At 32.9% G+C, this 22425-nt stretch carries 21 protein-coding genes, 1 other RNA gene and 2 pseudogenes; 19 read left to right on the top strand and 5 right to left on the bottom strand.

Going from position 1 to position 22425, the window contains the following annotated elements; translation table 11 throughout:
* Positions 1-124 precede the first annotated feature (124 nt).
* Positions 125-316 (bottom strand): hypothetical protein, encoded by a 192-nt coding sequence (locus HMPREF3241_RS11165; protein ID WP_002445958.1) that lies wholly within the window; start codon positions 314-316, stop codon positions 125-127.
* A 30-nt stretch (positions 317-346) separates the two neighbouring features.
* Positions 347-1246 carry a TIGR01777 family oxidoreductase gene (locus HMPREF3241_RS11170; RefSeq protein ID WP_002445959.1) on the bottom strand — a complete coding sequence of 300 codons (900 nt, stop codon included), beginning with the start codon at positions 1244-1246 and terminating at the stop codon, positions 347-349.
* An 866-nt stretch (positions 1247-2112) separates the two neighbouring features.
* Between HMPREF3241_RS11170 and HMPREF3241_RS11175 the strand changes: the two genes are divergently transcribed.
* On the top strand, positions 2113-2733 hold the full coding sequence (locus HMPREF3241_RS11175) for a DUF4887 domain-containing protein (protein ID WP_020364599.1): 621 nt from the start codon (positions 2113-2115) through the stop codon (positions 2731-2733).
* Between the two features lie 172 nt (positions 2734-2905).
* Here the strand turns inward: HMPREF3241_RS11175 and HMPREF3241_RS11180 are convergent, their stop codons facing one another.
* Positions 2906-3142: a hypothetical protein gene (locus HMPREF3241_RS11180; RefSeq protein ID WP_002445961.1), complete on the bottom strand. Its 237-nt coding sequence runs from the start codon at positions 3140-3142 to the stop codon at positions 2906-2908.
* 353 nt (positions 3143-3495) lie between these two features.
* Here HMPREF3241_RS11180 and HMPREF3241_RS11185 point away from each other — a divergent pair, with 353 nt between their 5' ends.
* From HMPREF3241_RS11185 to HMPREF3241_RS13320, 14 genes and pseudogenes are all read left to right on the top strand, one after another.
* Positions 3496-4509, top strand: a complete 1014-nt coding sequence (locus HMPREF3241_RS11185; RefSeq protein ID WP_002445962.1) for a sugar-binding transcriptional regulator — start codon at positions 3496-3498, stop codon at positions 4507-4509.
* 52 nt (positions 4510-4561) lie between these two features.
* Complete coding sequence (gene gap, locus HMPREF3241_RS11190) at positions 4562-5572, top strand: type I glyceraldehyde-3-phosphate dehydrogenase (RefSeq protein ID WP_001829667.1); 1011 nt, start codon at positions 4562-4564, stop codon at positions 5570-5572.
* Positions 5573-5766: 194 nt separating this feature from the next.
* Positions 5767-6957, top strand: coding sequence for a phosphoglycerate kinase (pgk, locus tag HMPREF3241_RS11195; RefSeq protein ID WP_002445963.1), 1191 nt, complete (start codon positions 5767-5769; stop codon positions 6955-6957).
* A gap of 130 nt (positions 6958-7087) precedes the next feature.
* Entirely contained in the window at positions 7088-7849 is a 762-nt protein-coding gene (gene tpiA / locus HMPREF3241_RS11200; protein WP_002445964.1) for a triose-phosphate isomerase, read from the top strand.
* A 2-nt stretch (positions 7850-7851) separates the two neighbouring features.
* Positions 7852-9369, top strand: a complete 1518-nt coding sequence (gene gpmI, locus HMPREF3241_RS11205) for a 2,3-bisphosphoglycerate-independent phosphoglycerate mutase (protein ID WP_002445965.1) — start codon at positions 7852-7854, stop codon at positions 9367-9369.
* A gap of 138 nt (positions 9370-9507) precedes the next feature.
* A complete protein-coding gene (gene eno, locus HMPREF3241_RS11210; RefSeq protein ID WP_002445966.1) occupies positions 9508-10812 on the top strand; it encodes a surface-displayed alpha-enolase in 1305 nt (434 codons plus the stop codon).
* A gap of 165 nt (positions 10813-10977) precedes the next feature.
* A complete protein-coding gene (locus HMPREF3241_RS11215) occupies positions 10978-11436 on the top strand; it encodes a hypothetical protein (RefSeq protein ID WP_002445967.1) in 459 nt (152 codons plus the stop codon).
* A gap of 68 nt (positions 11437-11504) precedes the next feature.
* Positions 11505-11738, top strand: coding sequence for a preprotein translocase subunit SecG (gene secG / locus HMPREF3241_RS11220; RefSeq protein WP_001829669.1), 234 nt, complete (start codon positions 11505-11507; stop codon positions 11736-11738).
* Between the two features lie 299 nt (positions 11739-12037).
* Positions 12038-12778 carry an alpha/beta hydrolase gene (locus tag HMPREF3241_RS11225; protein WP_002457574.1) on the top strand — a complete coding sequence of 247 codons (741 nt, stop codon included), beginning with the start codon at positions 12038-12040 and terminating at the stop codon, positions 12776-12778.
* A 34-nt stretch (positions 12779-12812) separates the two neighbouring features.
* Complete coding sequence (gene rnr, locus HMPREF3241_RS11230) at positions 12813-15191, top strand: ribonuclease R (RefSeq protein WP_002445969.1); 2379 nt, start codon at positions 12813-12815, stop codon at positions 15189-15191.
* Positions 15192-15215: 24 nt separating this feature from the next.
* Complete coding sequence (gene smpB, locus HMPREF3241_RS11235) at positions 15216-15686, top strand: SsrA-binding protein SmpB (protein WP_001829588.1); 471 nt, start codon at positions 15216-15218, stop codon at positions 15684-15686.
* Positions 15687-15791: 105 nt separating this feature from the next.
* Positions 15792-16153: a transfer-messenger RNA gene (ssrA, locus tag HMPREF3241_RS11240) on the top strand.
* Between the two features lie 728 nt (positions 16154-16881).
* Entirely contained in the window at positions 16882-17283 is a 402-nt protein-coding gene (locus HMPREF3241_RS11250; RefSeq protein ID WP_002445971.1) for a DUF1433 domain-containing protein, read from the top strand.
* Positions 17284-17316: 33 nt separating this feature from the next.
* Positions 17317-17589: pseudogene (locus HMPREF3241_RS13320) on the top strand (terminase small subunit); the annotation flags it as partial.
* Between the two features lie 59 nt (positions 17590-17648).
* On the opposite strand, the gene HMPREF3241_RS11260 reads toward HMPREF3241_RS13320, so the two are convergent.
* Positions 17649-18086 carry a DUF1433 domain-containing protein gene (locus tag HMPREF3241_RS11260; RefSeq protein ID WP_002445973.1) on the bottom strand — a complete coding sequence of 146 codons (438 nt, stop codon included), beginning with the start codon at positions 18084-18086 and terminating at the stop codon, positions 17649-17651.
* 41 nt (positions 18087-18127) lie between these two features.
* Here HMPREF3241_RS11260 and HMPREF3241_RS11265 point away from each other — a divergent pair.
* Positions 18128-19639: pseudogene (locus tag HMPREF3241_RS11265) on the top strand (hypothetical protein).
* Positions 19640-19737: 98 nt separating this feature from the next.
* Entirely contained in the window at positions 19738-19950 is a 213-nt protein-coding gene (locus tag HMPREF3241_RS11270; RefSeq protein WP_256323896.1) for a hypothetical protein, read from the top strand.
* Positions 19951-20168: 218 nt separating this feature from the next.
* Here HMPREF3241_RS11270 and HMPREF3241_RS11275 read toward each other — a convergent pair whose 3' ends face one another.
* The gene (locus HMPREF3241_RS11275) at positions 20169-20603 is read right to left on the bottom strand and encodes a DUF1433 domain-containing protein (RefSeq protein WP_002445976.1); all 435 of its coding nucleotides are present in this window, start codon (positions 20601-20603) and stop codon (positions 20169-20171) included.
* A gap of 41 nt (positions 20604-20644) precedes the next feature.
* Between HMPREF3241_RS11275 and HMPREF3241_RS13030 the strand changes: the two genes are divergently transcribed.
* Together HMPREF3241_RS13030 and HMPREF3241_RS11280 are read left to right on the top strand one after the other, a co-directional pair.
* Positions 20645-20815, top strand: a complete 171-nt coding sequence (locus HMPREF3241_RS13030; protein ID WP_002495817.1) for a hypothetical protein — start codon at positions 20645-20647, stop codon at positions 20813-20815.
* A 518-nt stretch (positions 20816-21333) separates the two neighbouring features.
* On the top strand, positions 21334-21954 hold the full coding sequence (locus HMPREF3241_RS11280) for a sugar O-acetyltransferase (protein WP_002445978.1): 621 nt from the start codon (positions 21334-21336) through the stop codon (positions 21952-21954).
* Positions 21955-22425: the final 471 nt, after the last annotated feature.

The raw sequence follows: 22425 nt of genomic DNA on the forward strand, positions 1-22425 counted from the left end.
TATATAATTCCCACTAATTGGGGTCAGTCTATATTTTATCATTAGTCTACTAGGGTTTTTGTTTTAAAAAATATATGAATGTAGATTTAGAATGAAATGATTATTTTCTTTAAACCGATGAAATTTAACGTTTAGAGTGTTTTGATGTTTGATACATGGTATTCAATGTTGTTGATAATAAAATGATTCCAACTAATATAAACAATATCGACATTAATATCATTGATAACGTACGTTCAAATGCAAATATACCATTAGCAATTAGTAAAACACTTGCAATGATTAATAATATATATGTTAATTGAGTATCTTTCATTTCATACCCCTTCTTCTTATGGTGTAATTCTTAAGCTTTAATTAAATCATCTAAAGCATTTCTTAAATTATTATACTTAAACTCAAAACCTAGTGCATGTAATTTATTTGGAAGTACTTTTTGTGTATCTAATATGACAGTAGACATCTGACCTAACACTGTACGTAGTATCAATTTAGGTGCCCACGTTTCATGTGGTTTATGCATCGCACGTGCTAATGTATAACCGAATAAATTTTGTCTTTCAGGAATAGGTGCAGTTAAATTAAATGGACCTTCAGCGTTATCGTGATTGATAGTAAATAAAATACCTCTAATTAAGTCATCTATATGAATCCATGAGTACCATTGTCTTCCAGAGCCGAGTTTTCCCCCAACGTATAAACGATACGGAAGTTTCATCATTTCAAGAGCGCCACCATCGTCTGATAGAATAAGGCCGAATCGACCTAAAACGACACGTGTACCGAATTGCTTAAATTTATTAGCAAAACGTTCCCATTGATATACGATTTCTGATAAGAAATCAAATGGAAGTGTTTGATATAACTCCGTATAACTTGTAAATAAATCTGGAGGGTAGTAGCCCATTGCACTTGCGTTAAATAAAACTTCTGGTTTGTGTTCACGTGTTTCAAAAAGTTCAAATAGTGTTTGCGTTGATTGAATACGACTAAGCATCATCGCTTGTTTGTGGGAAGATGTCCAACGTTTATTCAACGTTGCACCAGCTAAATTAATAACAATATCTATATCTGGTACTTGATGTTGCCAATCCTCTTTTGACCAGTTGATATACGTGATTTTTGGATGATTAGAAGTTTTATCCTGTCTGGTTAAAATTGTAATATGTGCATCGGTTTGTTTAATTTCATTGACTAAGTGTGAACCGACCATGCCAGTTCCACCAGTGATTAAATAGCGTTTCATAGTTTCACCTCGTCTGAAAATAAAAAGCTGTCATCTTATTGATAGTTATTATTATTATTCATATTTTATACATTTTTTAGCCAATAAGATGTCAAAGACTTTTTTTAATATGCATTTAAAATAAAAACAGATTAGTTATAATAAAATTGTACCTTCGATAATTAATTAAACATCTCTTAATTAGTATGAGTATACCCCATAATATACTAACGAAGGTAAATTTTGACTCCCTTTAGTAGTGGATCCGTGCGAGCAACGTATGGATCCTTTTTTCTATTCTAAAATACATATACCCCTTTTAATAGTAAATACTGTATAAAAGATTAATTTTTAACATTGTTTATTCCGTAAAATAAAAGGTTAAAGTGGTAATAAAATAAAGTATCTATGTTCTAACTATAAAAGTTTTTTAAAATAATTATAAACCAGTAAAAAAAGAAGTTAAAACTAATTCTACTTTTTATACTTGTGAAATAGTTTCATTTTATATCACTATTTATTTTAAACTTTTTTAAAAGATGTTGTGAATCATTTTGCACAGGTAAATGTAATAGGTAAATCTAAGAACTCTCGTGTTAAGATTTGATTAAGTTATTTAAAAATGATGTTAATCAATCAGTATGATGTTATCATGTATGAGATAATTAAATATAAAGTTGTATTGATTGATTAAACTCAAATATCACTGTTATATAATCTCATTGAACTTTGTTATTTAATTATTCCCAAAGGATCTGTTAAAAATAATTTTAGGGAAATACTACTTTTAATTATTGAAAATAGTTGAGATTTGATTTTTTACAATGATTCAATAGTATTGTTTTTAAGATAAATTCGTGTTTAAGAATGAAAGAGAGGTAAACAAGATGAGCGGTATCTCCAAATTTATTAGTGCGATTGTAGTTTTGCTATTATTAATAGGTTTAGCATTTGGTATTTACTCATTTGTCGATAGTTCAAAAAAAGGCAACGAACGACTCAGTAATCAAACAACACAGCAAGAAAAGAAAAAAGACGATAAAGATAAAAAGGAAAAAAAAGACAAAAAATCGGAGGAAGAAAAAAAGGATAATACACAACAAACGCAACAAGTTCCTCAAACTCAACAAACTCAACAAACGCAGCAAACTGTTCAAACGCCACAAAGACCTACGACTCAAACTCCGGTGAAACAAAATCCACAAACAGGAGAAAAGAGAGCAAAAGAGCCAAAAACTGACGAAAGAAAAAAATCTAGACAAGACAGTTCAAATTCTAAAGAAAGCCCAAGTCAAAAAGATCAATCGCCAACACAACAAAAGCCACAACAAAATAAATCTAACCAGTCATCAGCAAATCGTCAAAGCACCCAAAATAAATCAAATCAAACACAGCCAACCAGACCACAAAACAATGGAAATAGTGGCAATCAAAATGCTAGTTCGGGCCAAAATACACAAAAACAAAATAATAACAATCAAAATTCTCAAAGCTCAAAAAAGGATTAATAAGAAAGAACTTAAAAATTTTTGGAAAGTTCATCTTGTGACTATTCCTAAAAATAGGTTTAAGGTCACTTGAGTAAGCCATGATTCGTTCATTTTAATCTTTATTAACTCGAGTTAGCCCAAAGGGTGGGACTTCGAATTCAAAATGAATTCAGTCCCACCCTTTTTATGTTTATATAATCCAAAAAATTAGTAATGAAAGTAAGAATGAAATAAGTGAAATAGTTAAACAGCCTAACATACAGCCGCATCCTGAATGCGTGCAACTATAAGAATAAGTTTGATTAAAAGTTTTTAAATTTTGATTGTTTTGAGATGAATTTTTATTAAAATAATCATCTCCTTTATATCTATCATCACTCGGATCTATAACTTCGATTTTTTCGTCAGAATAATTATGATTCGACATTGTTTTACCTCACTCTAGTTTTATTCATATTCAAATTATAGTTAATCATAACAACTAAATAAAACAAATGTATGAATAAAATTTAATTTGGGTAGAGTTATTTAGAAAGCGAACAATGATTAAATTACTATACAAGAATGGGGTCTATACTTTGTTTGTAATCGTTTTCCTACAAACTTTTATAATTTAACTTAGAAATTGAGTGAATTCACTTGCAATTTATAATACGTAATAGTACTATTGCAAGTGTAAAGAGGTTAGATTTTGTCCCGGGCGGGACTTAAAAAGTCAAAGCTTAGTTATGATTGCCTCTCAGGTACCTTTGTTACAAAGATATAAGGAGGAAGATAGTAGTGAAAGACTTAATTAAAGTTCAACAAAAGCTTATACCTGATCTTATTGATAAGATGTATAGACGCTTTTATATTTTATCTACTATCTCTCAAAATCAACCTGTAGGAAGACGAAGTCTAAGTGAACATATGGATATGACTGAGAGAGTATTACGGTCGGAAACAGACATGTTAAAGAAGCAAGAATTAATTCGTGTCAAGCCTACGGGAATGGAAATTACTAATGAAGGTACTGAAGTATTAGCACAACTAGGTGAATACTTTAACGTATACAGCGATGATCATAAATTGGCCAGAGCTATCAAAGATAAATTTCATATTAAAGATGTACATGTCATTCCAGGAGATTCCGATTCTAATCGAACTGTAAAACGTGAAATGGGTCAACAGGCTGGACAACTTTTAGAAGGCATACTTTATGAAGATGCTATTGTATCAGTAACTGGTGGTTCAACAATGGCGTGCGTGAGTGAGTCGATACATTTATTACCTTTTAACGTATTTTTTGTTCCAGCTAGAGGTGGACTTGGAGAAAATGTCGTTTATCAAGCGAATACTATCGCTTCGAGTATGGCCCAACAAGCTGGCGGTTATTATACCACACTCTATGTCCCAGACAACGTGAGTGAGTCCACATATGATACGTTAATGTTGGAACCTTCTGTTATGCATACACTGGATAAAATCAAGCAAGCTAATATAACAATACACGGCATTGGTGATGCGCTGAAGATGGCGCATCGACGTCAATCATCTCAAGATGTGATTGATAACCTTCAACATCATCAAGCCGTTGGTGAAGCTTTTGGGTATTATTTTGATGCTCAGGGTCAAATAGTTCATAAGGTCAAAACGATTGGCCTTCAACTAGAGGATCTTGAGAACAAAGAGTTTATCTTTGCGGTTGCTGGTGGACAATCAAAAGGAGAAGCTATTAAAGCTTATCTTTCAATTGCACCGGAAAACACTGTATTGATTACAGATGAAGCCGCAGCAAAAGTCATTTTACAATAGTAATAAAAAGTTTAATACTTTTTAAATATCATTTTTAAAGGAGGCCATTATAATGGCAATTAAAGTAGCAATTAATGGTTTTGGTAGAATTGGTCGTTTAGCATTCAGAAGAATTCAAGATGTAGAAGGTCTTGAAGTAGTAGCAGTTAACGACTTAACAGATGACGATATGTTAGCTCATTTATTAAAATACGATACTATGCAAGGTCGTTTCACTGGAGAAGTTGAAGTTATCGAAGGTGGTTTCCGTGTGAACGGTAAAGAAATTAAATCATTCGATGAACCAGATGCTGGTAAATTACCATGGGGCGACTTAGATATCGACGTAGTATTAGAATGTACTGGTTTCTATACTGATAAAGAAAAAGCACAAGCTCACATCGATGCAGGTGCTAAAAAAGTATTAATCTCAGCTCCAGCTAAAGGTGATGTAAAAACAATCGTATTCAACACTAACCATGATACATTAGATGGTTCAGAAACAGTTGTTTCAGGTGCTTCTTGTACTACTAACTCATTAGCACCAGTTGCAAAAGTTTTAAGTGACGAATTCGGTTTAGTTGAAGGTTTCATGACTACTATTCATGCTTACACAGGTGACCAAAATACACAAGACGCACCTCACAGAAAAGGTGACAAACGTCGTGCACGTGCAGCAGCAGAAAATATTATCCCTAACTCAACAGGTGCTGCTAAAGCTATCGGTAAAGTTATTCCAGAAATCGATGGTAAATTAGACGGTGGAGCACAACGTGTTCCAGTTGCTACTGGTTCTTTAACTGAATTAACTGTAGTATTAGACAAACAAGATGTAACTGTTGACCAAGTTAACAGTGCTATGAAACAAGCTTCTGACGAATCATTCGGTTACACTGAAGACGAAATCGTATCTTCTGATATCGTAGGTATGACTTACGGTTCATTATTCGATGCGACTCAAACTCGTGTTATGACTGTTGGAGATCGTCAATTAGTTAAAGTTGCAGCTTGGTACGACAATGAAATGTCTTACACTGCTCAATTAGTACGTACATTAGCTCACTTAGCTGAACTTTCTAAATAATTGAAGCTTAACGGATAAGCACGTTATTTAAAGTTATAGCGTGAAGAGTGAAATGCTCTTCTATACGTTCATAATTTGACTAGTGCTCTGTACTGTTTTAATTAGATATATAAGCTTATGAGTAAGCGGGGAGCACATACGCTTCTCCGCTTATTTTTATATAAAGTTTTCCTATACGAAGGAGGAAATAGATAATGGCTAAAAAAATCGTTTCAGACTTAGATTTAAAAGGTAAAGTTGTTCTTGAGCGTGCTGATTTTAACGTTCCAATTAAAGATGGTGAAATCACTAATGACAACAGAATTGTTCAAGCATTACCAACAATCAAATATATTATTGAACAAGGTGGTAAATTAGTTTTATTCTCTCACTTAGGTAAAGTTAAAGAAGAAAGTGATAAAGAAGGACTTTCACTTAAGCCTGTTGCTGAAAACTTATCTAAGCAATTAGGTAAAGAAGTTATATTCGTTCCTGAAACACGTGGCGAAAAACTTGAAACAGCAATTGAAAACTTAAATGAAGGCGATGTTTTATTAGTTGAAAATACACGTTTCGAAGATTTAGATGGTAAAAAAGAATCTAAAAATGATCCTGAATTAGGTAAATATTGGGCGTCATTAGGTGATGTATTTGTTAATGATGCATTCGGTACAGCGCATCGTGAACATGCGTCAAATGTAGGTATTTCTACTCATTTAGAAACAGCAGCCGGTTATTTAATGGAAAAAGAAATTAAATTTATTGGTGGCGTAGTGAATGATCCACAAAAACCGGTAGTTGCTATTTTAGGTGGCGCTAAAGTTTCAGATAAAATTAATGTTATCAAAAATTTAGTTAATATCGCAGATAAAATCTTAATCGGTGGCGGTATGGCTTATACGTTTATTAAAGCGCAAGGTAAGGAAATAGGTCTTTCATTATTGGAAGAAGATAAAATTGATTTTGCTAAAGACTTATTAGAAAATAATGGCGATCAAATAGTATTGCCTGTAGATTGTAAAATCGCTAAAGAATTTTCTAATGATGCAAAAATCACTGAAGTATCTATCAATGAAATCCCTTCAGATCAAGAAGCAATGGATATTGGGCCTAAAACAGTAGAATTATTTAATAAAGAATTACAAGGTGCACATACTGTAGTATGGAATGGACCTATGGGTGTATTTGAATTTAGTAATTTTGCTAAAGGTACAATCGGTGTATGTGAGTCTATTGCTAAATTGGAAGACGCTACTACTATTATTGGTGGTGGTGACTCTGCCGCAGCAGCAATTTCATTAGGTTTCGAAGATGACTTCACACATATCTCTACTGGTGGAGGAGCATCATTAGAATACTTAGAAGGTAAAGAATTACCTGGTATAAAAGCTATTAATGATAAATAAGTTTTTAAATACTTTGATGTGGGAATAAAACAACAGAAAGTTATTTTTGCTTTCAATGTTTATTTCGAAATAAGCAAGTATTTGGATAAAAGCTTACAAATTTAACACTAAAAATTAAGGAGTGTAATGAATGAGAACACCAATTATAGCCGGAAACTGGAAAATGAATAAAACAGTTCAAGAAGCTAAAGACTTTGTAAACGAATTACCAACATTACCTAATCCTAAAGAAGTAGAATCAGTTATTTGTGCACCAACAATCCAATTAGACGCTTTAGTAACAGCTGTTAAAGATGGTAAAGCAAAAGGGTTAAAAATTGGGGCACAAAACGCTTACTTTGAAGAAAGTGGTGCTTATACTGGAGAAACTTCACCAGTAGCATTATCTGAATTAGGTGTTAAATATGTAGTGATTGGTCACTCAGAGCGTCGTGACTATTTCCACGAAACTGACGAAGAAGTAAACAAAAAAGCGCATGCTATCTTCAATCACGGTATGACACCTATTATTTGTGTAGGTGAATCTGATGAAGAACGTGAAGCTGGTAAAGCAAATGAAATCGTAGGTAATCAAGTGAAAAAAGCTGTCGAAGGTTTATCAGATGATCAACTTAAAGAAGTTGTTATTGCATATGAACCAATTTGGGCTATCGGTACTGGTAAGTCATCTACATCTGAAGATGCAAATGAAATGTGTGCTCACGTACGTCAAACATTAGCTGACTTATCTAGTCAAGAGGTTGCTGACGCTACACGTATTCAATATGGTGGTAGTGTTAAACCTAATAACATTAAAGAATATATGGCTCAATCAGATATCGATGGTGCTCTAGTAGGTGGCGCATCATTAAAAGTTGAAGATTTCGTACAATTGTTAGAAGGTGCAAAATAATTATGGCAAAACAACCAACTGCCTTAATCATCTTAGATGGTTTTGCAAATCGTGAAAGTGAACATGGCAATGCAGTTAAGCAAGCACACAAACCTAATTTTGATCGATATTATGAAAAATATCCTACAACACAAATAGAAGCAAGTGGCTTAGATGTAGGTCTTCCTGAAGGTCAAATGGGTAACTCTGAAGTAGGACATATGAATATTGGTGCAGGACGCATCGTATATCAAAGTTTAACTCGTATTAATAAATCGATTGAAGACGGAGAATTCTTCGATAATACTGTATTAAATAACGCTGTTAAACATGTTAAAGACAATGACTCTGCGCTTCATGTATTCGGATTGCTTTCTGATGGTGGTGTACACAGTCATTATAAGCATCTATTTGCTATTTTAGAATTAGCTAAAAAGCAAGGAATAGATAAAGTATATGTCCACGCATTTTTAGATGGTCGTGATGTTGATCAAAAATCTGCTTTGAAATATATAGAGGAAACTGAAGATAAATTTAAGGAATTAGGTGTAGGTCAATTCGCTTCGGTTTCAGGACGTTATTATGCTATGGATCGTGACAAGCGTTGGGATCGTGAGGAACGTGCATATAATGCTATTCGTAACTTTGAAGGTCCTACATTTACTTCAGCTAAAGCAGGCGTTGAAGCTAATTACAAAAATGATGTGACTGATGAATTCGTCGAACCGTTTATAGTTGAGGGCCAAAATGATGGTGTGAACGACGGTGACGCAGTAATCTTCTATAATTTCCGTCCAGATAGAGCAGCTCAACTTTCAGAAATCTTTACTAATAAAGCGTTTGATGGATTTAAAGTTGAACAAGTGGACAACTTATTCTACGCTACATTCACGAAATATAATGACAATGTAGATGCTGAAATTGTATTTGAAAAAGTTGACTTAAATAATACAATCGGTGAAGTTGCTCAAGATAATGGCTTGAAACAATTACGTATCGCTGAAACTGAAAAGTATCCACATGTGACATACTTTATGAGTGGTGGACGAAACGAAGAATTTGAAGGAGAACGTCGTAGACTCATCGATTCTCCTAAAGTAGCGACTTACGATTTGAAACCTGAGATGAGTGCATATGAAGTTAAAGATGCATTATTAGAAGAGTTAGATAAAGGTGACTTAGATTTAATTCTATTGAACTTTGCTAACCCAGATATGGTTGGACATAGTGGTATGCTAGAACCAACAATTAAAGCAATCGAAGCAGTAGATGAGTGTCTTGGTGAAGTCGTTGACAAAATTATTGATATGGGTGGTCATGCCATCATCACTGCAGATCACGGTAACTCAGATCAAGTGTTAACTGATGACGACCAACCTATGACGACACACACAACTAATCCTGTTCCAGTTATTGTAACTAAAGACGGTGTTACATTAAGAGAAACTGGACGCTTAGGAGATTTAGCGCCGACATTATTAGATTTATTAAACGTTAAGCAACCATCTGAAATGACAGGTGAATCATTGATTAAACATTAGTATAGATGCATTAAGGTTAAGAATTTACAGCAACGTATAGATGTTCAAATTTTCTTGATTTTATATGTATTATCATTTTATAAAAGTTTAGAAAAAGGCTATAATAGTCATATAATATAATTAAAGGAGATATTAAACATGCCAATTATTACAGATGTTTACGCTCGCGAAGTCTTAGACTCACGTGGTAACCCAACAGTTGAAGTTGAAGTATTAACTGAAAGCGGTGCTTTCGGACGTGCATTAGTACCTTCTGGTGCTTCTACTGGTGAACATGAAGCAGTTGAATTACGTGATGGAGATAAATCACGTTATTTAGGTAAAGGTGTGACTAAAGCGGTAGAAAATGTTAACGAAATGATTGCACCAGAAATCGTTGAAGGTGAATTTTCAGTTTTAGATCAAGTATCTATTGACAAAATGATGATTCAATTAGACGGTACACACAACAAAGGTAAATTAGGTGCAAATGCAATTTTAGGTGTTTCTATTGCCGTAGCTCGTGCAGCTGCTGATTTATTAGGTCAACCATTATATAAATATTTAGGTGGATTCAATGGTAAACAATTACCAGTGCCTATGATGAATATTGTTAATGGTGGTTCTCACTCAGATGCACCAATTGCTTTCCAAGAGTTCATGATTTTACCTGTAGGTGCAGAATCATTCAAAGAATCATTACGTTGGGGTGCGGAAATCTTCCATAACCTTAAATCAATCTTAAGTGAACGCGGTTTAGAAACTGCAGTAGGTGATGAAGGTGGTTTCGCTCCTAGATTTGAAGGTACTGAAGACGCTGTTGAAACTATTATTAAAGCTATCGAAAAAGCAGGATACAAACCAGGTGAAGATGTATTCTTAGGATTTGACTGTGCTTCTTCTGAATTCTATGAAAATGGTGTTTATGATTACACTAAATTCGAAGGTGAACACGGTGCTAAACGCAGTGCAGCAGAGCAAGTTGACTACTTAGAAGAACTAATTGGTAAATATCCAATCATCACTATTGAAGATGGTATGGATGAAAACGATTGGGAAGGTTGGAAACAATTAACTGATTGTATCGGTGATAAAGTTCAATTAGTTGGTGATGATTTATTCGTAACTAACACTGAAATTTTATCTAAAGGTATCGAACAAGGTATTGGTAACTCAATCTTAATCAAAGTAAACCAAATCGGTACATTAACTGAAACATTCGATGCTATTGAAATGGCTCAAAAAGCTGGATATACTGCGGTTGTATCTCACCGTTCTGGTGAAACTGAAGATACTACAATTGCTGATATCGCAGTTGCTACAAATGCAGGTCAAATTAAAACAGGTTCATTATCTAGAACTGACCGTATTGCTAAATACAATCAATTATTACGTATTGAAGATGAATTATACGAAACAGCTAAATTTGAAGGAATTAAATCTTTCTACAATTTAGATAAATAATATCTCTTTAATTTTTATAAGAGTTCACGCTTATGATTTAATATCTTAATTGAATTGTCCGTTGCAGAGTTGAGGCTGCAACGGGCTTTTTTAGTTAAGTACATTTTAAATTATTAATGTAAACTGATATAATAATGTGAGTAATTTTGTAAAAGGAGTACAATTATGACAGACTCAAATGCTAAAGAAATAAGAACGGGACGTTTAATTGCGATAAGTTCATTAGTGTTTTGTATTTTACTTATCCTTCACCACTTTATTGTATTAGATGAATCAACAGCTAAATCAATTTTATCTTTAGCTGGTCAAAAAACATCAGATACAGCAGTAAAAAACATTTTAAATAGTGACCGATACACTGGCATTATGTACATTTTAGCTTATTTGGCAGGTACTGTTGCTTTCTGGAATCGCCATCCATATTTATGGTGGTTTATGTTTGCCGTATATATTTCTAATGCACTATTTACACTCGTAAATCTTTACTTATTTATTCAAGGTATTTTAGATGTAAAAAATGTACTTGCAGTTTTACCAATTTTAATTGTAGTGATTGGATCTATTATTCTAGCAATTTATATGCTAGTTGTTTCTATTAAACGTAAAAGTACTTTCAATAGATAGAAGTTTGATTACATCAATAAAGATGTGTTATAATTTCTTTCGTATATAATGAACGGAGGACAATTTTTATGCATACATTAATCATCGTTTTATTAATAATAGATTGTATTGCATTAGTGACTGTTGTATTACTCCAAGAAGGTAAAAGTAATGGACTTTCAGGTGCTATTAGTGGTGGCGCTGAACAATTGTTTGGTAAACAAAAACAACGTGGCGTCGATTTATTCTTGCATAGATTAACAATAATTTTAGCTATTTTATTCTTTGTACTTATGTTTTGTATTAGTTACTTAGGTATGTAGAGAATATTATATTTGTTTTAATGAAGTAAATGAATCTTAACCAAGACTGATAAATGATAGGGCAAATGAATCACATTTGCTATTAAGTATTATCAGCCTGAGTCCGACGATATACTTGTCGGACTTTTTTATTTTATAATTAAGACAACCATGTTTTTAAATCATATGTTAAAGGGAATAATGATTTATCAAGTCATTTTGATAATAATGAAGAGTTTTTAAATATATCTAATATAATGAAAGACTTAACTTATTTAGGATAGATTGAGTACTTATCATAAGGGAGAGGGATTTTAATCATGCAAATTAAACTACCAAAACCATTCTTTTTTGAAGAAGGTAAACGTGCAGTGTTACTTCTTCACGGCTTCACAGGTAACTCTGCTGATGTAAGACAACTTGGGCGTTACCTTCAAAAAAAGGGCTATACATCTTATGCTCCACAATATGAAGGACATGCAGCGCCTCCAGAAGAAATATTAAAATCTAGCCCTTTTGTTTGGTTTAAAGATGTTTTAGATGGTTATGATTATTTAGTAGACCAAGGTTACGAAGAAATAGCAGTAGCTGGTTTATCATTAGGCGGCGCCTTCGCATTAAAACTAAGTTTAAATCGTGACGTGAAGGGGATTATAACTATGTGTGCACCTATGGAGAATAAAACAGAAGGTTCGATTTATGAAGGATTTCTTGAATATGCACGTAACTTTAAAAAATATGAAGGCAAAGATCAACAAACAATTGATCAAGAAATGGAACAATTTCATCCAACTGAAACACTGAAAGAACTGAGTGACACACTAAATGGAGTTAAAGAACATGTCGATGAAGTAATTGATCCAATACTTGTCGTACAAGCAGAACAAGATACAATGATTGATCCTCAATCAGCAAATTATATATATAATCATGTCGATTCTGATGAGAAAGAAATCAAATGGTATCAACATTCAGGTCATGTGATTACCATTGATAAAGAAAAAGAGAAAGTCTTTGAAGATGTATATCAATTTTTAGAATCATTGGAATGGACAGAGTAAAAAATAAAGATGTAGGAGAGAAAGGAGGGGCATAATGAATTTAAAGCAATCCATCGAAGAAATGATAAAACAACCTGACTATGAACCCATGTCAGTATCTGACTTTCAAGATGCGTTAGGTTTAAACAGTGCCGACTCATTTAGAGATTTAATTAAAATACTCGTTGAATTAGAACAGTCTGGTTTAATTGAACGTACAAGAACAGACAGATATCAACGTAAACAATCCAACAAAACAAATTCAAAACTAATCAAAGGAACGTTAAGTCAAAATAAAAAAGGCTTTGCTTTTTTAAGACCTGAAGATGACGAGATGGACGATATTTTTATTCCACCAACTAAAATCAATAGAGCATTAGATGGAGATACCGTCATCGTGGAAATTCAAAAATCTCGTGGAGAACATAAAGGTAAAATTGAAGGTGAAGTAAAATCTATTGAAAAGCATTCAGTTACACAAGTTGTTGGAACGTATAGCGAAGCAAAGCATTTTGGTTTTGTATTACCGGATGACAAACGTATAATGCAAGATATCTTTATACCTAAAGGACAAAATTTAGGTGCTATAGATGGGCATAAAGTATTAGTACAAATTACGAAGTATGCCGATAGTACAGACAATCCAGAAGGCCACGTTTCAGCAATATTAGGTCATAAAAATGATCCAGGTGTAGATATACTTTCCATCATTTACCAGCATGGAATAGAAATCGAGTTTCCAGATGCTGTATTACAAGAAGCTGAAGAAGTACCGGATGTAATAGAACCCTCTGAAATCGAAGGGCGTCGTGATTTAAGAGATGAATTAACAATCACTATAGATGGTGCAGATGCTAAAGATTTAGATGATGCCATTGCTGTAAAAAAATTAAAAAATGGCAACACCGAGCTTACAGTTAGTATTGCAGATGTAAGTTACTATGTAAAAGAAGGATCAGCTTTAGATAAAGAAGCATATGATCGTGCGACAAGTGTGTATCTTGTCGATCGAGTAATCCCGATGATTCCACACCGTCTAAGTAATGGAATATGCTCATTAAATCCAGAAGAAGATCGTTTAACGTTAAGTTGTCGAATGGAAATAAATGAACGAGGCGAAGTTGTAAAACATGAAATCTTTGATAGTGTAATACATTCAAACTACAGAATGACATATGATGCAGTTAACAAAATTATCACTGATCAAGATTCTGAAATACGTTCACAATATAAAGATTTAACACCTATGTTAGATTTAGCGCAAGATTTATCAAATAGATTAATTCGTATGCGCAAACGTCGTGGAGAAATTGATTTTGATATTAATGAAGCGAAAGTACTTGTGAATGACGAAGGTATTCCAACAGAAGTGCTAATGAGAGAACGTGGCGAAGGAGAACGTTTAATTGAATCATTCATGTTAGCAGCCAATGAAACAGTAGCTGAACACTTCAATAAATTGGAAGTACCATTTATTTATCGTGTTCATGAACAACCAAAATCTGACCGATTAAGACAGTTCTTCGACTTTATTACCAATTTTGGTATTATGATTAAAGGTACAGGTGAAGATATTCATCCAACAACATTACAAAGCATTCAAGAAGAAGTTGAAGGTAGACCAGAACAAATGGTTATTTCAACGATGATGTTACGTTCTATGCAACAAGCACATTATGATGATGTTAATTTAGGACATTTTGGTTTGTCTGCTGAGTACTATACTCACTTTACATCTCCAATACGCCGTTATCCTGATTTAACAGTGCATAGATTAATTCGTAAATATTTAATAGAGAATTCTATGGATAAAAAAGAAATACGTCATTGGGAAGAGACGTTGCCAGAATTAGCCGAGCACACATCACAACGTGAACGCCGTGCCATTGAAGCCGAACGTGATACTGATGAATTGAAAAAAGCTGAGTATATGATTCAACATATTGGTGATGAATTTGAAGGTATCATTAGCTCGGTTGCTAATTTTGGTATGTTTATAGAATTACCTAATACTATTGAGGGTATGGTTCATATCGCTAATATGACAGACGATTATTATCATTTTGATGAACGACAAATGGCACTAATCGGTGAACGTCAAGCAAAGGTCTTTCGCATTGGTGATGCGGTCAAAGTTAAAGTGACACATGTTGATGTGGAAGAACGCATGATAGACTTCCAAATTGTTGGCATGCCATTACCTAAAAAGACATCATCACAACGACCTGCTCGTGAGAAAACCATTCAAGCTAAAACACGTGGCAAGTCTTTAGACCATACTAAAAGCGATCGTAATGGTAAAGGTAAAAAGAAAAAACGTAAGCAACGTAAAGGTAAAAATGCACGTAAAAAAGATAAACAAGGTAATACGCATCACAAACCTTTTTATAAAGATAAAAGTGTGAAGAAGAAATCGCGTCGAAAGAAAAAATAGTCAGCAAAGATGAGGTGAGTAATAGTGGCTAAGAAAAAATCAAAATCACCAGGTACGTTAGCCGAAAACCGTAAAGCAAGACATGACTACAATATTGAAGATACAATTGAAGCGGGTATTGCTTTAAGAGGTACTGAAATTAAATCCATACGTCGTGGTAGTGCCAATTTAAAAGATAGCTTTGCGCAAGTGAGACGAGGCGAAATGTACCTGAATAATATGCATATTGCACCATATGAAGAAGGGAACCGTTTTAATCATGACCCTTTACGTACACGTAAATTACTCTTGCACAAAAAAGAAATTCAAAAATTAGGTGAACGTACACGAGAAATAGGTTATTCTATTATTCCGTTGAAGTTATATTTAAAACATGGTCAATGTAAAGTTTTATTAGGCGTTGCTAGAGGTAAAAAGAAATACGACAAACGTCAAGCACTTAAAGAAAAAGCGGTAAAACGTGATATTGATCGCGCAGTTAAAGCCCGTTATTAAGCAATATCATTGCTTAATCGGGCCATCTTTGATATGATTGTTTGCAGTGTCAAATTGTTTTATTGATGATTTAACCAAATATTTTGTTAGATTGATTTGAATTGAGGGGACGTTCTTGGATTCGACAGGGGTCCCCCGAGCTTATTAAGCGTGTCGGAGGGTTGTCTCCGTCATCAACACATTTCGGTTAAATATAACTGACAAATCAAACAATAATTTCGCAGTAGCTGCGTAATAGCCACTGCATCGCCTAACAGCATCTCCTACGTGCTGTTAACGCGATTCAACCCTAGTAGGATATGCTAAACACTGCCGTTTGAAGTCTGTTTAGATGAAATATAATCAAGCTAGTATCATGTTGGTTGTTTATTGCTTAGCATGATGCGAAAATTATCAATAAACTACACACGTAGAAAGATTTGTATCAGGACCTCTGGACGCGGGTTCGAATCCCGCCGTCTCCATTATATAGCCTGCAACCCATGTGGTTGTGGGCTTTTTGTTTTTGAGTGCACAAAAAGTGCACAGCACATAATAAAGAGGCTGGGACATAATTCCTAGCAAAATAGCCAGTAAATGAGTTTTTATAAATTCATTTACTGGCTTCTTTATTTACAATATTTCGTATTGTTGGCTCGCTTTTTTAGGGGACAGCTTAAGCCTGTAGTCTTCATCTTATCTTGCTCCATCAAGTTATTCAAAACTGACTGAGGAAGAAGATAAGATTCGTTAAATTGATCAGCTTCTTTTGCATTATTTTGATTAACCATTTCCAGCCATTTATTATTTCCAACTTTACTCGGGTTAATTTCTTTTAAGGTAGTGTCTCTGTAAATAGCTGCATTTAAAATGTTATCTGGATTAGTTTTAATTTCAATATCATTGGTACCTAAATATATATCAGTGGTAATATCAGCAGATTCATATCGATCTGTTCAAACATAAACAAAACACCCAGTTTAATTATCTACATTTCCTTTACTGTCTTTTTGGATATACAGCTATTGCTTAGAAGTCGTTAACTTTATCGACCAGCGAAGTTTGAATTTTAAAATTTTGTTGAGTTCAATTTTTGGATTCAATTGCTATCTTTTTATCTGATGGATGTATATTATAAACACAACTTGCTAGTTCGTGATATGTGTTATTTTTAGTATGAAGATTGTCTGTTATTTCACCTCAAAGGAATGATTGTTTGAATAAAAAAATAATTTTAATATTCATTATATTAATTAGTATAGGATTAATATCTGGAGGGGTCTATTTAAAGATAAAACATGAAGAAAAAGAAAAATATTATGACAAACAAAAAGAAAGAATAATAATTTATATGAAGTACAATGTTAAAAATTATAAAGAAATAAAGTTTGAGGAACATAAAGAAAATCCTTTAGATGGATTTGTTATTACAGTTTATATAAATAATGACAATACTAATACTTTTTCAGCACATATGTGGTCTAAAGATGATTATCAATTTGAATATCTTTCAACTTATAGTGGCTATATAGCTAAAAATATGCCAGAAAATCCTAAATCAGTGTCTGAAATAAAAAAAGAACAATCTAATAAAGAAGATAAAAAGAAAGATGATTAATTAGTGATACTTTTACAGAGACTCTTACGCTGAGAAACTGGACGCATGAACCTTGTATATAATGAACATGTAGAAACCGTTGATGTACCAATTAAGCCAAGTGACCGTTTAAAAGCTCGTGATATGTTGGGGAAATACCATAAGTTATTTACTGATAAGCAAGAAATTTTAGGAGACGTGCCTATATTCATTAATATAGGTGAATAGAATGGGGAAGATGAAGAATTAGACAATGAGATAAATAAAGTAGCAGACGAACATCCAACCAGACCGGTATTTGTTGATGATGTATCGTTGGAGGACTAATAATGAAATTTAAAAGCACTAACTATTCATTAGGTTGAGTAGTTAGTGCTTTTCTGATGTTAAAATCCCCAAATTAGAGGTGGGTCTGCTTTATAGTCTTTTTTATTAAGGTTTTCTTTTTTTATAATATCATTTGGTGTTAATTTATCTTTAGCATTTTTTTCTTTAAAAAGTTTACCTACGCCGTCTGTGTCATATCCTACGTCTCCAGTAAACTGATGATTATCTGCACTTGATATATAGGCCTCAAACTCTAAAGTTTTATCATCATTAATATAACCATCGATAAAGTATCCTTTCATAGGACTCTTTTTGAAATTGTTAATTTTCATAGTTTGATAATTTTTTAGATTATGTTTGAAGTATAAATCTATACGCTTTTCTTGTGTCGTAATGTAAGTCTCTTTTTTATTTTTGTTCAAAGTATACCCTCCTAATCCAATAAATGTTAATATCAATATAATAATGAATATAAGAATTATAATTTTTGCTTTCATTGTCCACCTTTTACTTTTGAAATATTAAGGAGTATTTTATTATGAAATTTTCTGATGAATTGTTATTTAAAGTTGCTGATGAGTCTTATAACAATTTGAAAAGGGTCATGAATATGACTTGAATGGTCAGAATTTTAAGGTCATTGAAAAACGCGATGATACACAAAACGGCTTGAAAACCTATGCATTTGCACCAGTTGTGAATGGTAAAGTAGACTAGTCACATTTATATGGGCTATGCTGGTACAGAACTTACCAGTATGAAAGACTGGAAAACCAATGCAAATCTTCCCTTTCATAATAACACAACTAATTTGAAAATTGATGAACGTTATAAAGATCTAAAAAATACTACTATAACTGAAAAATACAACAAGCCGACTGACGACAATGATGTACTAAATACAATGGATACGATTGGCGAAACAATTATTAAAAAAGTAACGCATTCAAATGTTCCTAATGATATCTATACAAAAGGTACTCCGAGCCAAATAGATGAAAGTGTAGCCTTCACCCAAGCTGTGAAAGATAAATATCCTAATAGTAAATTTCATAGTGGGGCACATAGTTTAGGAGGCTATCTAGCACAATATAATGCTGTGAAGTTTAACTTTGATAGTACGACAACCTATGCTGCTCCGAACCCTTATGGTGCATTTTCTGGTGATATCAAGAAGCAAATTGATGAAGGAAAGTATAATGGGAAAATCAAAAATGTAGGTCATGAAGACGACATCGTTAATAGTTTGGATTTTTTTAAGCCAAGAATAGGTTCTAACATAATTACAGCACCCAAGTATGATGGATTTTTAACATCGTTACCTTTTGTAGGACAACATTTTATAGGAACTTATGATAGTTTTGATAAAAAGGGCAATGCAAAAGAAATGTCAAAAGGTGAGTTGGCTGCATATAAAAAAGCGAAGAAGATGTTTAATCAATTCAATATATTCACTACTGATAAAGATCTAACAGGACTTGATGATACGATAAGTGCTTTTATCAAAAAACTTAATAAAAAAGCTAAAGCTGATAAAGCATCAAAAGCGAAAAAAGGCTCTAAATCTACTAGTAAATCATCGAAAAGTGTTAAAGGGGATTCAGATGCTTCTGCCAAAAAAGGACATGGTGGCTCTGGAGGTTCGGGCAAGAAGATAAAGATACAACCGGAAGCTGTACGTGCTATTGTAAGTAATCTACGTGATCGAATACATAAATATGATGATGTACTAAGAACCATTGAGGAATATGAAAGGGAGACAAAGAAAAGCTCCCAACGCATCCTAGACAAATATGAATCTGAATTGTTGAGTGGTTCCCATAAATTTATAAGTCCGAATGATTTGGCCGAGTATATGGAAGCCCTAGCACAAGGAGGGTCTGTAGGGAACTTAGAATTTTATGATAATCATTTAATGGAACAAGTAACGCAAGATATACATCAAAATAAAAAAGCGTTACTACAATTTGCAGAAAAACTAGAATATGCAGCAGATAAATTTGAAGAAAAAGATTTAGAGGAAAGCGATGTATTTGGACTATTTAGTTAGGGGTGACATAGATGAGTTCGAAAGATGCAGAAAAGAAACAAAGAGAATTGGCGAGACTGGAACAATTAAAACAAGCTATGTGATCAGAAACAGAAAGTATGGTAGAGCAAGCCAAATCAGATGTAGAAACACGTAAAAACGACATTCAACAAATCATTGAAGTCATCAACAGTGCAGGGCAAGAATTAGATGAAGTATTTGAGGGCGAAGCAAGTGAAGCTGCACAAACAAATGTAACGAAATTAAAAAGTAAGAATATTGATATGAATACAGATTTTGAATTCTTAGTCGACTCATTTGAAGTATATTAAGCAAAGCCCACCCATCAGCAGAAGTGTTGGTGGGTGTTTTTACATTAAATAGAGGTCAATAACATAAATAAGCTACGGACACACCAATTTTCATTAATATAGGTGAGTGGAATGAGGAAGATGAAGAATTAGACAATGAGGTAAATAAAGTAGCAGACGAACATCCAAGCAGACCGGTATTTGTTAATGATGTATCGTTGGAGAACTAATAATGAAATTTAAAAGCCCCAAATTAGAGGTGGGTCTGCTTCGTAGTCTTTTTTATTAAGGTTTTCTTTTTTTATAATATCATTCGGAGTTAATTCATTTATATGATCCTCATTTTTAAATAGTTTGCCAAAAACTTTTGGATTATAAGACATATCCCCATTAAATTGAAAGCGGTCTATAGAGGACATCATCGCTTCAAATTCATATTTTTTATCATTATTAATATAGCCAGATATAAAATAATCTCCCATTGGATTTTTGTCTACATCCTTTATTGTTAAGGAATGATAGTTTTTAAGGTTATATTTGAAATATAAATCAATTCTGTTCTTTTGAACTTCGATATATCTATCTTTCTCATTTTTATGCAAAACATAGCCCCCAATTAGAATTAATAATACACTTAACAATATTGTGTAAAATGTTATTTTTCTTTTTTTCATTGCTTACCCACTTTCAATTATATTTTAAGGAGTCTTTTAATATGCAACAAACAGATGAAATTTCCCACAAAATAGCTTCAGAGTCTTATAGGGATCTAGAAAAAAATAATAACATTAAAGTGCAAGGTAAAAATTATAGAGTCATTGAAAAACGAGACGATACCCAAAATGGAAAAATCTATTTGATAAGTAATTTTGTATATAAAATATAGCTTGATTTACTAGCAAGAATAACCTCTAACATACTAATACATCTCTTTACGAGGTGTCTTTTTTGTGATATGAATATTTTAAGCAATATACTATTGCTAACCAACGCAAGTATACCATACTAAAAGAAGCAGACACATTGTCCCGTGTCTGCTCTTTTTATTTATCTCTTGTAAAATATAGAATATTCTGACAATATGGTATTATTCTTATTTTGATACATTTCAACGAAACAATTATTCTTATATATTAGTGCCACTTCGGTGGCGCTTTTTTGTTTAGAGCAATACATAGAGGGTAAATTTACATAAGTGTTTGGGAGAACACAGCTAAAATTAAATTAGAATAAACATTGCAGGCAGGTACTCTTTGAGTGTTTGTCTTATTTTTGTTGGAATAGCCTATACAACATAACTTCATAATTAGATTGGTAGTATAATTTGCGAATAGTGTTTACTTGTATATACAAGTTGATAATTATATACTTTAAAACATATAATTACTTAGGAGACAAAGTAAAATGAATAAAGATTATGAATATGAGTCAATGCTAAAAGGCGATTTGTATATAGCTGAGAATATAGCTAAAGAAAACAAGTCAATGAATGGAAAAGTAATAGCACAAAAAATAAATAAAACATCTATAGATGACGAGGAAAAGATAAAAGATTTGGAGGTTGAACTTTTTGGTGAAACTCCTGATGATTTTTATGTCACTCCACCGTTATACGTAGACTATGGTAGACACGTTAATATTGGTGAAAATTTTTATGCTAATATGGACTGTATGTTTTTAGATGTTAATTACATTAATATAGGAAATAATGTGATGTTTGGTCCTAGAGTAAACCTATATACAGCAGGTCATCCAATAGACCCTTTAATAAGAAACGAACAATTGGAATACGGAGCTCCTATAAATATAAAAGATAATGTTTGGATTGGTGGAAACGTAACTGTTTTACCTGGCATAACGATTGGTAAGAATGCTGTAGTAGCTGCAGGGTCTGTAGTAACTAAAGATGTACCAGAAGATTCTATTGTTGGAGGTAATCCAGCTAAGCATATAAGAGATATAGATTCTAAAGATTACGAAAAATGGAATGAATTAAAATATAAATATAAAGAGTCAAAGCAATAGATTCAGCGTCATGAAAATACTTAATTTCATTTAATATTTCAAGTTATTTAATTTATATGTAATTCAATCTTGGCAGTCATTAGTTTGACTGTTTTTTTATTGATCTAAGAAACATACTAAGATTAGCTATGAAGAAATCTATGACGATAGATTTTTTCATAGCTATTTTTTATAGTTATAGAGAGGAGTAGACTGTCCAGACTCTTGGATTTTAAATCCGTATAAAAAACAAGTCAGCTTTACTCTCGCCTTTTGAAATTCGTTTGTAGTATGTTGGGTTCCTAAAACCGTGTATAGGAAAATGAAATGAGAAAGGTTAAGTAAAGTTTTTAGCTTCTCAACTATTCAAAGGAGGTTTTTTTATCGATTACTTAGGTGTTGATATTAGTAAAAGGCGTAGTGTATTTGCACATTATAAAAACGGAAAATTCCAAAAAGCGTTTTTCATCCAAAATAATAAAAATGGCTACA

It is taken from the genome of Staphylococcus sp. HMSC34G04 (genome assembly GCF_001838765.1).
Lineage (GTDB): Bacteria > Bacillota > Bacilli > Staphylococcales > Staphylococcaceae > Staphylococcus > Staphylococcus epidermidis.